Source organism: Paenibacillus sp. FSL M8-0212, assembly GCF_038004645.1.
GTDB lineage: Bacteria > Bacillota > Bacilli > Paenibacillales > Paenibacillaceae > Paenibacillus.
In genome coordinates this window covers 5,933,334-5,947,888 of sequence record NZ_JBBORP010000001.1, presented here as the reverse complement: position 1 = coordinate 5,947,888, position 14,555 = coordinate 5,933,334, and the positions used below count along the sequence as shown (strand labels likewise).

The window sequence follows — 14,555 nt, the reverse complement described above, 5'->3', positions numbered from 1 at the left end:
TTCACCTGGATCAGCCTTCCGGCAACAGGAAGGTTGGTCTTCTAAAAAAGGAGATGATGAGACATGATCAAAGGTAAATCGTGGATGGCTATCGTCATTGCATTGATGTTGTTAACAGTTCATTTAACCTCCTCAGCTCAAACCGTTCACGCTGCTGGTGAAGAGACCCATATTGCTGCAACACTGTTTGTGCTGAAGAATGAATCCGAAGTATCCAATGCCAAAATCCATTGGGCACCTGTCCAGGGAGCGACTGCATACGAGTTATACAGATCCGAGAACGATGAACCCTATCAGTTATTACAGACCTTAACAGGTATAACGACGGATGATTATGACCTCAACATAGGTAACACGTACAAGTATCAAGTGAAGGCATATGGCGGAACTTCCTTGTTAACCTCAGCTGTCTCGCCAGAATATACCCCTTACAGCCTACCAGAGAACCTCACAACTTTTGATAATACAACGCAATCAACGCTTATGCTCCCGAATGAACTTAAAGTTGGAGACACCTACTACAGATTCAATTTCGTGCAAAAGTCATCAGGCGGTTTTGGAGAAATGATTCAACAGACATCAACGGATGACATCACCTACGGTAACGACAAAGTGGTCCTTTCCTACACGGATCATCCCGATCTGGCGAATTCCAAATTTGAGGGGATTAATATCCTCTACCATGCGCCTACGAACAAATTTGTTTTTTGGGGTCACTATGAAAACAGTACAGACTACACACTTGCCAGAGTATCGGTGGCTTCGGCCACTCCTGGAGAAGACTTTACATTTCACAAAAGCTTTCGACCGGAAGGGAACCAATCCCGGGATATCTCCATTTTCAAAGATGATGATGATTCGGCGTATCTGATTTCTACCGCCAATAATAATTCGGACACCATCTTATATAAGTTAACCTCCGATTGGTTGGATGTGGATCATCAAGTTTCTGTTATTTATCAGAATCAACACAGGGAACTGCCCAAGATGATCAAAAAGGATGGCATTTATTATTTGTTCTCTTCCCAAGCGGCAGGTTGGTATCCGAGTATACCCCTATACTCTTCAGCAACAAGCATCGACGGAGATTGGTCTGAATTACGGACGATTGGCAACACGTCAACCTTCTCGGCGCAGTCCGGTTCCGTTATGCGGGTGAAGCCAGATACGGGCAACAACGTAGTTATGGTTGCGTATCGCTGGATGTTCGGCTGGGCAGGTACGCAAAACGGAACAACGGAGGAACGACTTCTTCCTGTGTGGTTCTCCGATGGTTACGCATTTTATGATTATTTTGATCAAGTCCTGTACAACACAAGCGATGATGTCCTAATTCCGGTTCAGAATGGAAAACTGCTGTCTCAGGGTAAACCGGCAACAGCCCAAACGGCTACTGGAACGAATCCCGCAAGTTATGCTAATGATGGTAACTACCAAACCGAATGGGTCGGCACAGGCAGTTCCTGGCCACATTGGTGGAAGGTCGATCTTGGCTCCGTTCAACAATTGAATAATGTGCAAATCTCCTGGTGGATGCAAAAAGGCTCCGAAGGATTTTACAAATACAAAATTGAGACGAGTACGGATAATGTAAACTGGACCGTGGCACTGGATCGAACCAATAATACATCTTACGGTTTCACCTCAGATCATCTATCGAGCACCGTTGCCAGATATGTACGAATAAATATGCAAAATGCGTCACTTCATAACAACCCTAACAACTGGTACACGCCAAGACTTTGGGAAGTGAAGGTATTTGGATCGGACACCAATTAACGTTGTTCTTAAAAGAAGAGAGGTAACCGTGTGAATAATCAATTAACCAATGGTACACTTTGGAAGGATCTTAGCGGTCAGCCGATCCATGCCCATGGTGGACATATGTTATTCCATGACGACTATTATTACTGGTATGGCGAAGATCGGAGAGACGATATATATGTGAGTTGTTACCGTTCCAAAGATCTATTCAACTGGGAGTTTCGAAACCATATCTTGACGACCTCTACGCCAGCTGCACCCATTCGAGTTCGGACAAATCTGGGATTAGTGAACGATAAAGGTGGAAAGGTGAATCTTGAACGGCCTAAAGTACTTTTCAACACGGTGACAAAGAAGTTCGTCCTCTGGGTTCACTATGAGAATGGTAATAATTACAACGATGCCGCATGCGCCATTGCCACATCGGATTCTCCGGATAGCCATTTCGTGTATCATGGCAGCTTTAATCCGTACGGGTATATGTCGCGTGACTGCACGCTCTTTCAGGACGATGACGGGACAGCATATTTTATTTCGGCTGCCAGAGACAATGCGGACCTGCACATCTATCGTCTGCAGAAGGATTATCTTAATGTAGAAAGTCTTGTCGGAAAGCTGTGGCAAGGGGAATATCGGGAGGCGCCAGCTGTCTTCAAACGGAATGGCAAGTATTATATGCTGACCTCATTTTGCACAGGCTGGGACCCCAATCAAGGGAAATACGCGATGGCGGATACGATGGATGGACCATGGGGGATGCTAAGCGATTTTGGCGATGAAACGACGTACCGAACGCAACCAGCATTTGTGCTGAAGCGATCAGAAGAGGAGTATCTATACTTTGCAGATCGCTGGAACGGATCGGATTACTTCCAATCCAGCTATGTGGTCCTGCCCATTGAATTCAATGGAGACATTCCTATTCTGAATCATTATTCCACATTATCTTTGGGAGAGGATACACATCTGATTCATTTTGAACGATAATTTGAACGATAAAACGACTGATGAGAAAAGACTTTGATCCTACTGAGAATGTAGGTTCAAAGTCTCTTTTTGAATGAATTTTATAATTTCAAATCTAACGAATAGCGATCGCGAAGTACTGATAAATGATGGAGCTCATGTCCAGCCATAACAAATGCAATCGATCGAGCTGAAGCAGGATTATCACTGACGATCCCTTTACAGAGCCATGCTTCCGGGGTGAGGCGACGGAGCATAAGAATGGTTGAGCGACGTGTGACAGCATATTCTTCATTCAAATCAGCTACGGTATACGCATTGAAGGGATGGCTCTGCATAAGCACGTCCTGATCGTAGCCGGGATGATTGGCTTGGTCACCTCTGGCGATGCGAAGCAATCGGCTGCTCATAATTCGTTCGTTATCCAAAAGGTGGCCGATGACCTCTTTCACGCTCCATTTGTCTTCGGCGTACCGATAATTTACTTGCTCCTCTGTCAATGAAGAGAGTAAAGTTGGTATGATGTTGGCTTGCAGCTCTAAGCGTTCGATGATGTTCCCTTCAGGAACAAGCTGCATGTACCCTTCATAATAAGCTGCATATTCCTCTTTAGTTGGTCTTTCAACCATGTAAATGCCTCCTTTGGGATTCGTAGATCTGGAATATATTGTAGCATATATCCTACAGCATGAAATGAGCCCCTCCGCTTTATGAGCGAAAGGGCCGTTTCATGTAATTTAGGCAGTTTTTCAAGGTTACGTATTATACCACTTCTAATCCGTACGTCGTATCCCCTTAATTTGTACAAATTTCTCCAAAACCGCAAAATCCTCCGTCACTTTTTTGAACGGCAACGTGTCCAGCACCTGTGCCCGGTAACTCTTTTTAGCCGCTGCGCTGAGACGGGAGTCAAGTATACTGAGTATGCCAAGGTCCGTTTCACTACGGATCAAGCGTCCAGTTCCTTGCCGTAACCGAAGAAGCATGTCCGGTACAAACACCTCCATGAACGGATTCTCTGTTACAGATGCCTTATATTCATAAACAGGGTCCGACGGGACAGGGAAGGGCAGCCGGAAAATAATGACCTGTGACAGGTCAGAACCCTCAATATTCACGCCTTCCCAGAATACACCTGTACCCAAGAGTACACCTTTGCTTTTCCTAAATTCAGCGATAACACTGTCCTGGGAAGATCCTTCTTTTTGAACATGGACTCCCCATGTGTATTCATTAGCCCTTGAGATCAACTTTCTGTAAATGTACTTCATGTCTTCCTTTGCTGAAAAAAGGACGATTGTTCTTCCCTGAGTTAGATTACAGAGTTGGACCATTTCTTTGTAAGCTGCTTCAAGATAGTTTTCGCGCTGATCGTGGTGGTAATAGGGAACTTTGTTCGAAATATACATCATGGTATGGTTGGTGTAATCAAAAGGGGAAGGTTGGCGCTCTAGGAAATCTCCCTTATAACCGAGGGAGTGCGTCATATAAGAATATTGTTCCTCCAGCGTATCCCCGCCTTGGCACAGCGTTGCTGATGTTAGGATTACAGGTATCTTGCCATTAAATAAAGCGTATTTCAGAAATTGGCTTATATCTTTGGGACAGATGCTGATTGTGGTTACTCCCAGGGGACTGCTTGCCCATCTGAGATAGTTGTCCTCTATTTCAGCCAAGACATGGATGAGCGTAATGAGCCCATTTATGGCTTCAAAAGCGTCATCGATCTCCCGCTCGTGGCGTGAGGTCAAAATGGAAAGACGTAGACTGAGATCTTTTAATTCGTTCGAGACCTGGTTCAACGGTATTCCTTTGATCTCTGACACTTTGATTCGGTCGTTATCCTGCTTGGCATGGTCGAGAAGATCCGCGTTTACCTGTTTGAAGATGCGCTCAGCGCAGTTTTTGATGAACTTGGATTGTGAGAAGAGACTTTTATCCCCGGACTGTTTCGTTAGAAGCTGCACCGTGGTATCCAGAATGCGGCAAATTCCTCGATAAGTGAACTCAAGTGTTCTGGCATCCCGAACTTTTGTTTCCAGATTATGCGCTTCATCAATGACGATCAGAGCAGGCTGTTCCGAGATGATGCTTTTGGTTCCTTCTTTTTTCTTCATCAAATCCCGTATGAGCAAGTCCTGGTTCACGATAATAAAATCAATCTCGTGAGCTTTTGCATTTAATTTCGCTCTCATATCGTAAAACAAACATGCAGTTTTATGATGACAACGTTCAAATTTGCAATCATTCACGGAAACGTGGGACCATTCAGCATCACTAATTCCAGCTTTAATATCGGCTCTTTCATCAATTTCATAATCTAATATGCGCTGCGCAAGGGTAGACACGGAGGAGTTAGCATCATCAAGACTGATCAATTCCGCTGCTCTACTTCGGCAGGCATACTGACCCATGCCTTTTCCCACGACGGAGCGAACCGTTGAGAATCCCAACCGACTACCAATGATCCTTAAATCTTTATGTATCTGTTCCGAGAGCTGAATGGAGGAGGTAGCTATAATGACTGGTTTCTGAGACATTTGATTCGTGAGCAGGCTTGGGATCAGATACCCAAAAGACTTGCCGATTCCGACACCAGCTTCAATCATGGCATTATGTCCATGGATATATGCATCGGCGATATCAAGAGACATTTCTGGCTGTCCGATCCGCTCTCTAAGGCCGATACGTGGGAACCGGTCATAAATTCGGAAGATGGCGTTAACCAAAGAACGTTCGATTTCCTTGTCCGGTTCCTGTTTATTCATTTTGTAGAGTTCATTTAACCAATTCATAACGATCGCCCCTCTTCCGAATGATGATCTTCTTGTACTCACTTTGGAGACGATTTACCTCACAATGCAGTTGTAACGGCATTTTTTAATCTGGATACGCCTTCCTGTAATTGTTCATCTGACAAATGTGCAAAAGACAAATAGATACCATACTTCGTACCAACAGACGTTGAACTGCTGACTTCTGAGTATACCACACCTTGTGACCTAGCTGATTCCCGAAAGGCTTCATAAGTGGTCACATTACCTCGCCACCAACCAAACACGTGTAGACCCGCTTCATTCTCCACCCAATCAAACCATGTAGAGAGGTTTTTGTTCAAAAGTTTGAGTAACAGATGGAATTTGCGACTGTATAATCGATTCATTCTGCGCAGATGACGCTCATATTGACCGCTTGTCATGAATGCAGCTAATGCCCGTTGTTCGATCAGGTTGACGGGTCTTGGCTCATATAATGCCTGTGCCTTTCTAAAGGTGTCAGCCAAGGTAGGGGGAAGAACCACATAACCAAGTCGTACTTCTAAAGGCAAGGTTTTGGTAAAGCTGCCCAGGTAGATTACACGTCCAGCTTTATCGAGTGTTTTCAGTGGTTCAACATGCATTCCTCGATATCGGAATTCACTATCATAATCATCCTCAACAATCATGGCATCATTTCGCTGTGCCCAGTCCAGCAAGGTTTGTCTGCGTTCCAGGCTGAGCATTTCACCAGTAGGAAATTGTCGTGACGGCGTGACAAACAACATACGTGCTTCCCAGTCTTGAGGCACAACGCCCTGACCATCGAGATTAGCTTCAATCAACTTTGCACCCGCAGCCAATATGGCTTTAGAAATTCCGACATAACAAGGACTTTCTGTCACCACATAATCCCCAGGGTCTGCAAGTAATTGAGTGAGTAGAGCTATAGCTTGCATGGAGCCTGCAGTTACTGCAATATGATCCGGATCGACTTGAATGCCCCGCATCCTTCGAAGATAGGCAGCAATGGCTTCTCTCAATTTTGGATCCCCGGTTGAACTAACCATGGCAGAGGTTGTTTCCAGGTGATGCTCACGCTGCCTTATCTCTGCATACAATCGATTATTCCATTCATCGTAAGGAAACTTGGAGAAATCAGGTTGATATTTGCTAAAGTCGATCACTTCATCGCTATTCATTCTGAAATCATGTGTATGAGCATTGGCTGGTGCATTTCTTTGAATCGAATGCTGTTCAAACTGCTGAATACGATTTCCCCAGGCGGATAAGTGATGCGTACAAGCTTTTACGGTGGACGCATTATTGTTCAAATCCAACTGATAAGCAACAAAGGTTCCTCTTCCATGCTCTGAATGAATGTAACCTTGAGCAGTCAACGTATCATAGACCTGATTCACAGTTCCTCTGGAAATGTGATACGTCGCTGCTAACTCTCGAGTAGAGGGTAACTTCTCACCATGTATAAGATTACCTTCATGAATTGCATCACGAATGGCATGATATAGAGCTTTCATCTTCGTATATTTTCGGTTCAAATATGAACTGTAAGCTACATGAAATTGCATAGGACCTCCAGAGTTATCATTGAAGTGGTACAATAAAAACCAAAAATATTGGATCTTTTTATATGACCATTCTCATTCTATACTAAATCATAGATTAGAGCGATACCTTTATTGAAAACCACCCAAAAGTTAATTAGGAGGACTACAATCATGCAAACAGGTACAGATCGTGTAAAAAGAGGAATGGCTGAGATGCAAAAAGGTGGCGTCATCATGGACGTTATGAATGCAGAGCAAGCTAAAATTGCTGAGGCGGCAGGGGCAACAGCTGTTATGGCTCTTGAGCGGGTACCATCTGATATTCGTGCAGCAGGCGGTGTAGCTCGCATGGCAGATCCTACCATCGTTGAAGAGGTTATGAAGGTTGTATCTATCCCAGTTATGGCCAAAGCACGTATCGGTCATTACATAGAAGCCAAAGTGCTTGAATCCCTAGGTGTGGACTATCTCGATGAAAGTGAAGTTCTTACTCCTGCAGACGAAGTGTTCCATATCGATAAACATGAGTTTACTGTACCATTTGTATGTGGAGCCAAAGATTTGGGAGAAGCTCTTCGCCGTATTGGTGAGGGTGCATCGATGATTCGTACAAAAGGTGAGCCTGGAACGGGCAACATTGTTGAGGCAGTTCGTCATATGCGTCTAATTAACAGCCAGCTCCGCAAAGTGCAAAACATGTCCAAGGACGAGCTGTACGCTGAAGCGAAAAATCTGGGTGTAGCTTATGAGTTACTGCGTGAAGTTCATGAAAACGGCAAACTTCCTGTCGTTAACTTTGCAGCAGGCGGTGTAGCTACTCCGGCAGACGCAGCATTAATGATGCACCTGGGAGCAGACGGTGTGTTTGTAGGATCAGGTATTTTCAAATCCGATAGCCCTGAGAAATTCGCTCGTGCAATCGTTGAAGCTACAACACATTACACAGATTACAAACTGATTGCCGAAGTATCCAAAAACTTGGGCGCCCCGATGAAAGGGATCGAAATTTCTAAATTGGCTCCAGAAGAGCGCATGTCCAACCGCGGTTGGTAAGATAACAGTGCATCTAGTTGAATAGGTAGTTTGAATATTTATATAGAAGAGCCGATCAATTGAACCTTAATTGATCGGCTTTTTTGTTCTTACTGTTTAGCTTGTTGATATCTTCAAAATGCTGTGGCTATAATAATCGGTATGAAGGAAGGTGCAGACAATTCGCTATCTATATGAGTTTATTCAACATCAGGACGATCTGCCTATGAAACTCTTCGTGAACTCGGTAAAACATATTGATTTCCATTGGCATAAGGAAGTGGAAGTTGTATATGTTCTCCACGGTTCAATCATCATGTATCTGGACCAGCAACAATATACACTGCACGAAGATGATGTGATCGTGGTTAACAGTATGTCCGTCCACAAGATCGAACGAACCAATCAGGACAATGTGTTATTAACATTGCAGTTCGGTCCTGAGTTGATGAACAATAATGCGTTTATCTCCTGTAACTCTGCTATGAACGTGGAACAAAACGCTCCTCACCTGCAAAGTATTAAACAATATCTTGCGCAAATGGTGTGGGAGATCAACAAAAAAACGCCGGGTTATCAAAATTTCACAATGGGCAGATTACAGATGTTATGCGGATGCCTGCAGAGGTATTTTTCCAGTGGAACGAACTCCGCATTGGAAGATGGTAGCAGGGATTATGATTATAAAAGACTGAACAGGGTCCTCACATATATTGATTTACACTACAATGAGAAGATTACACTGCAGGATATGGCGCATTCTGAACATTTAAGTTTGCATTATTTCTCCCACTTCTTCACCGATAAAATCGGGATACCTTTCCAAAAGTACTTGACGCTCATTCGCTTGGAGAAGGCTCAGGCTCAGCTGGCAGCAAACGATAAAAACATTTCGGAGATCGCGCTGGATTGCGGATTTGCCAATGTGAAGCTGTTTAACAAATACTTCAAGGAAAAGTACGGCTGTACGCCAGGTTCCTATCGGGAAGCTTCTCGTACACCGGAACTCCATCAGTTGAATGTGAACCGCAAACCCAAAACGTATGAGGAGTCTTCAAGCGGAGATTATTACGAGATGGAAACGTTGAATGCAATTGGTTCACTGTATCGATATCTGGATGTTAAGGTTGATGCCGGTCAGGACACGCTCTCTGTACCGTCTGCACATCTGTCAGACCAAACTTATATTGAAATTCGTGCGGATCAGACGTCATCTGTCTACGAAAAGCACTGGAATATGACCATGACGGCAGGGAGAGCCATTGAAGGTTTGCGTGAAGATTGGCGGAAGCAGCTCTCCGCGCTGAAAGGCAAAGTACCTTTTCAATATATTCGATTTCACGGCATCTTCAATGACGAGATGATGGTGTACAGCGAGAACGAGCAGGGCACTCCCCTCTATAATTGGTCTTATGTGGACAAGTTGTATGATTTCCTGCTGGATCAGGGCGTTCGGCCATTTGTGGAATTAAGTTTTATGCCGAGCCAGCTGGCGAGATCCAAAGAAACGCTGTTTTGGTGGAGGGGGAATATTAGCCCGCCATCCGACCCTGCCAAGTGGCAGGCGCTTGTTGGTGAATTCGTTCGCCATTGTTTGAATCGTTATGGGGCGGAAGAAGTGAGGCAGTGGTATTTCGAAGTATGGAACGAGCCTGACCTGGCGGGTGTTTGTTGGGCAGGAAGCAAGGAAGAATACTTTACGTTTTACGAATCGACCGTTCATGCCATCAAATCGATTTTGCCGGAACTGAAGGTGGGGGGCCCAGCTATGGGTTACGGATCTCTCTGGAACGATACCTGGGCTGAGGAATTTTTGTCTTATTGCCGCAAGCGGGAAGTGGCTCTCGACTTTTATTCGTTTCACATCTATTCGGAGTATCCAAAGCTAAAAGTTGAAGACGATCGTTTAACGCAAATCATGCCGCCTACTTTTTATAAAGAGAGTATTGCACTTATGCGGCAAAAAATGAATGCGTCATCGTACGGTCATGTTGAACTTCATGTCACCGAGTGGAACTTTTCGCTGTATGACCGTAACTTGCTGCACGATACCATGTTCATGGCTCCGTTTGTCATTTACCACACCATGAACACACTCGGTGACGTGAAAGCGATGGCTTTCTGGTCCTTTACCGATGTATTCGAAGAAAGTATCGTTCCCGCTTCTCCTTTCTACGGAGGTTTTGGCCTGATTAACCGCGATGGGCTGAAGAAACCCAGCTATTATGCATTTGAGCTTATGCAAAAGCTTGGGGATGAGCTGATGGTCAAGGGAGACGGTTATGTCGGAACCCGAAAAAGGGATGGAAGCATGCAATTTTTGTTCTATCACTATGTGCATGTAGACCAGCTGTTTGCAAGTGGGGATTGGTCGGAATTATCCAGCTCAACCCGCTATGACGTATATGAGAAAAAAGGTAGCAAAGCTTATGAACTTACCCTGAGCAATCTCGAGGGACCTTATAAATGCACCAGTTATCAACTGGATCGGGACCATGGATCGGTATTTGATGAGTGGACCCGCATGGGATCGCCCTATTCCTTGACGGAAGAAGAAATCCTCTTTTTAAACGGGAGGAGTGGACCCGTGATGGGGACAGAGATGATTAGAGATGAAAGTTGGCACAGAGAAATTTTGCTTCCACCGCATGGGGTAATGCTGCTCATTTTGGATAGACAATATTAAAAAAAAGTGCTTTTAAGACATCCTTTCAGTAGTGAAGGGATGTTTTTTGTTGTTTATTTCTTGTTCAGGCTGGCAAGCTAGAACTATAGCGATGGATTGGGCAAAAAACGAACCATGATGCGGCAAGTTCCAACAAGAAAGCGTTAACACAAATCGATATACTATGGTTGTGGCAGCTTAGAGGAAGACAGGGGGAGTTTTGGATGAAGCGTTTCATGAAATGGATGACAGATTCGTTTGCGCCAAGATTGGAGGCGTTTACGAATAATATTTGGGTTTCTTCGATTCAAGAAGCCATCATGGTCGCCATTCCGATGATTTTCATCGGTTCGATTATTACATTGATTTCAATTTTGCAGGATTTCATTCCGGGAATGCCGGACCTGACACCTATCACGACATTCAGTTTCGGTTTGCTTGGGTTGTTTATTGCTTTTTTGACGCCTTATGTCGTGATGGAAAAAAGAGAACGACACAAAATCAAGTTGCTTGCGGGAATGACGGGGATATCTCTGTTCGTTATGCTGCTTAACCCGACGGTAAACGAAGACGGTACCATTCAGTTCATCCTTGAACGATTTGGACCCTCGGGGATGATTACAGCACTCTTGGTAGGTGTATTTGTCGCTCTTGTAATGATCATGTGCAACAAATTTTCGTTCTTCAAAAAAGGGTCTTCACTTCCCGAATTCATTATGGACTGGTTCGATTTTCTCGTCCCGATCGCCCTGGTATTAACAACAGGATGGTTGCTTGTATATCAGCTTCATTTTGATATTTTTGGACTGATCGTGAACGTATTTGAGCCGATCAATGCCATTGGACAAAGCTTAACCGGATTTTTATTGTTCAATTTCATTGGCGTTGTACTGTATTCTTTCGGCGTAAGCCCGTGGGTCATGACACCGATCTGGTACGCAATCTGGATACCTGCAATCGAAGAAAATGCAGCTCTTGTGGCAGCGGGACAAGATCCGGTCAATATCAACACATTTGAAACCTTTTTCTCCGGCTGGCTGGGTATTGGCGGTATGGGTGCGACTTTGCCGTTAGTGGTTTGGTTCCTGATGGCACGTTCGAAAAAACTGAAATCTGTCGGCAAGGCGACGATTATCCCGTCCTTGTTCAACATTAATGAACCTGTCGTGTACGGAGCACCGATTGCTTTTAATCCGTTACTCATGGTGCCGATGTGGATTAACTCACTTATCACACCGGTGATTGTGTACTTGGCTCTCGATTGGGGTTGGGTACGGATCCCCAGCCAGATTTTCCAGCTATGGTACACGCCAATCGGCCTGTCCACCTACATTATGTCCGGACTCAATGGGCTTATCTTGCTGGCGGTCGTCCTGGTGATTGTATTTATTGTCTGGTTTCCGTTTTTCAAACTGTATGATGCACAGGAACTGAAGAAAGAACAGGAACAAAATTGATATTAGAAGGGTGAGTACTATGGATAAATCAATCAATGAATTGTTGACGGCATTAACGCTGGCCGAGAAAGCTTCACTCTGCGCAGGATTGAATATGTGGATGACAAAAGGAATCGAGCGGTTAAACATTCCGCCAGTTCATATGTACGATGGGACAAACGGCATCCGTAAAACAAACAGCGATGAAGAAATGGGGATTACATCGGAAAATGTACCCGCAACCTGTTACCCTACGGGTTCAGCCATCGGTTCTTCGTGGAATACGGAATTGTTGTATGAAGTCGGTGTGGCACTGGGAGGTGAATCCAAAACCATGGACGTTGAGCTGCTGCTTGGACCTGGTGTCAATATGAAAAGAACGCCGCTTGGCGGAAGAAACTTCGAATACTACTCGGAAGACCCATACTTGACGGGGGAACTTGGAGCGGCGTTTATAAACGGGATCCAAAGCGAAGGCGTGGGCGCTTCTGTCAAACACTTTGCGGGTAACAACCAGGAGTTCGAGAAGATGGTAACCAGTTCGGAAATCGATGAGCGAACGCTCCGCGAGATTTACCTGAGCGCCTTTGAACGTATTATTAAGAAATCCGATCCTTGGACGGTTATGTGTTCTTATAATTTATTGAATGGAACGTATACAAGTGAGAACGAACATTTGCTGAATGACATTTTGAGAGAAGAGTGGGGTTATGAAGGTGTTGTTCTATCCGACTGGACAGCTGTCAATGATCGCATTCGCGGTCTGAAGGCTGGGCTTGATCTGGAGATGCCGGGTCCTGCCAATTACAATGCCAAAGCGATCATTGAAGCGGTTCAGAACGGAAGCCTTGCCGAAGAACAGTTGGATCGAAGTGTGGGCCGGATTTTGAAACTGGTTGAGCGGGTAACGGGCAAGAAAGACAAGGATTCTTCTCCAGATTCGGACTATCATGCACTCGCACGTAAAGCGGCGGCCGAGAGTATTGTGCTTCTGAAAAATGAGAACGCGATTCTCCCGCTAGGGCAGGAGTCCATTTCGTCGATTGCCGTGATCGGACGGTTTGCCAAAAAACCGAGAATACAGGGAGCGGGCAGTGCAAAAGTAACGCCTACAAAAATCGATATTCCATGGGACGAGATAAAAAATCTGGCTGGTGATGCCATGACCATGACTTTTGCAGAAGGGTACCCGGAGGATGACTCCATCAATGATGAGCTAATCAAGGAAAGCGTATCATTAGCCATGAATTCCGATGTTGCTGTACTGTTTGTTGGCCAACCGGAATATGCGGAATCGGAGATGCATGATTTGCAAGGCATTGATCTTCCCGAGCATCAAGTGAAATTGATTCTCGCGGTAGCCGCGGTTCAACCCAAGTGTATTGTCGTAACGAGCAGCGGTTCCGCACTGGCGATGCGTCCATGGGTACAGCATGTACCTGGTGTGATTCATTCTTGGTTGTCGGGTCAAGGCATGGGTAAAGTGATTGCAGATGTATTATTCGGACAGACAAATCCTTCGGGCAAACTCTCTGAGACATTCCCTGTCAAACTGTCGGACAACCCTTCACACATGCGAATTCGCGGGGAGAACGGCAAGCTGTATTATCGCGAAGGTCTGTTCGTGGGTTATCGATATTATGACCGGAAAGAACTGGCACCACAATTCCCGTTTGGACACGGATTGTCTTACACATCGTTCTCCTATACGGATCTGGAAGTGGCTCAGACCCATAACGGTGTTACTGTGTCCTTCCAATTGAAAAATACCGGAAAGCGCAAGGGAAAAGAAGTTGTTCAATTGTATGTTCACGATGAAGAGTGCACATGGACCCGTCCAGAGAAAGAATTGAAAGCTTTTGCTAAAGTTGAACTGGAGCCGGGTGAAAAACGCAAGATTACTTTTGAACTGGAAGAGAGAGATTTCTCATATTACAACACCAAGTATAACCGTTGGGTGGCTGAGACCGGATTTTTCCAAATTTCACTTGGTAGCTCGTCCAAAGATCTCCGAATTACGGAACGTCTGCATTGTGACTTTGGTAAGGAAGAAATCACGTTCCACAAATTCAGTCTGCTCAGTGAGTGGATGAGTGATCCTGTGGCGAAAAAGGAATTGGAGCATTGCCTGAATGAAATGAACGAGCATGTTACGGACAAGGTATATCTTAACGAGGAGTTTGTGGGATTCTGGGCAGATTTCCCGATGATCAAAGTGTTCCAAATGTTCGGCCAACAATGGATGAATGAGCGTTCACCTGATGAAATTATTAATGAACTTATCGCCAAGGTTAACCAGGCACGTAATGAATAGTTAAGTAAAAGAGGAACCAAGTTCAATCCCGTACAGGGGAGATGAACTTGGTTT

At 44.9% G+C, this 14,555-nt stretch carries 9 protein-coding genes; 6 read left to right on the top strand and 3 right to left on the bottom strand.

Going from position 1 to position 14,555, the window contains the following annotated elements:
• Positions 1 to 63 precede the first annotated feature (63 nt).
• Together MKX68_RS26020 and MKX68_RS26015 are read left to right on the top strand one after the other, a co-directional pair.
• Positions 64 to 1,779: a discoidin domain-containing protein gene (locus tag MKX68_RS26020; RefSeq protein ID WP_340914644.1), complete on the top strand. Its 1,716-nt coding sequence runs from the start codon at positions 64 to 66 to the stop codon at positions 1,777 to 1,779.
• Between the two features lie 30 nt (positions 1,780 to 1,809).
• Positions 1,810 to 2,751 carry a family 43 glycosylhydrolase gene (locus MKX68_RS26015; protein ID WP_340914643.1) on the top strand — a complete coding sequence of 314 codons (942 nt, stop codon included), beginning with the start codon at positions 1,810 to 1,812 and terminating at the stop codon, positions 2,749 to 2,751.
• Between the two features lie 80 nt (positions 2,752 to 2,831).
• On the opposite strand, the gene MKX68_RS26010 is transcribed toward MKX68_RS26015, so the two are convergent.
• The 3 genes from MKX68_RS26010 to pdxR form a co-directional block, all read right to left on the bottom strand.
• Positions 2,832 to 3,359, bottom strand: coding sequence for a DinB family protein (locus MKX68_RS26010; RefSeq protein WP_340914642.1), 528 nt, complete (start codon positions 3,357 to 3,359; stop codon positions 2,832 to 2,834).
• A gap of 144 nt (positions 3,360 to 3,503) precedes the next feature.
• The gene (locus MKX68_RS26005) at positions 3,504 to 5,525 is read right to left on the bottom strand and encodes an ATP-dependent DNA helicase (RefSeq protein WP_340914641.1); all 2,022 of its coding nucleotides are present in this window, start codon (positions 5,523 to 5,525) and stop codon (positions 3,504 to 3,506) included.
• Positions 5,526 to 5,584: 59 nt separating this feature from the next.
• The gene (gene pdxR / locus MKX68_RS26000; protein ID WP_340914640.1) at positions 5,585 to 7,075 is read right to left on the bottom strand and encodes a MocR-like pyridoxine biosynthesis transcription factor PdxR; all 1,491 of its coding nucleotides are present in this window, start codon (positions 7,073 to 7,075) and stop codon (positions 5,585 to 5,587) included.
• A 147-nt stretch (positions 7,076 to 7,222) separates the two neighbouring features.
• Here pdxR and pdxS point away from each other — a divergent pair, with 147 nt between their 5' ends.
• The 4 genes from pdxS (at position 7,223) to MKX68_RS25980 (ending at position 14,501) form a co-directional block, all read left to right on the top strand.
• On the top strand, positions 7,223 to 8,107 hold the full coding sequence (gene pdxS, locus MKX68_RS25995; RefSeq protein WP_200869424.1) for a pyridoxal 5'-phosphate synthase lyase subunit PdxS: 885 nt from the start codon (positions 7,223 to 7,225) through the stop codon (positions 8,105 to 8,107).
• A gap of 151 nt (positions 8,108 to 8,258) precedes the next feature.
• Positions 8,259 to 10,772, top strand: a complete 2,514-nt coding sequence (locus MKX68_RS25990; protein WP_340914639.1) for a GH39 family glycosyl hydrolase — start codon at positions 8,259 to 8,261, stop codon at positions 10,770 to 10,772.
• Between the two features lie 203 nt (positions 10,773 to 10,975).
• The gene (locus MKX68_RS25985; protein ID WP_340914638.1) at positions 10,976 to 12,208 is read left to right on the top strand and encodes a PTS sugar transporter subunit IIC; all 1,233 of its coding nucleotides are present in this window, start codon (positions 10,976 to 10,978) and stop codon (positions 12,206 to 12,208) included.
• A 19-nt stretch (positions 12,209 to 12,227) separates the two neighbouring features.
• Positions 12,228 to 14,501, top strand: a complete 2,274-nt coding sequence (locus MKX68_RS25980) for a beta-glucosidase (protein WP_340914637.1) — start codon at positions 12,228 to 12,230, stop codon at positions 14,499 to 14,501.
• Positions 14,502 to 14,555: the final 54 nt, after the last annotated feature.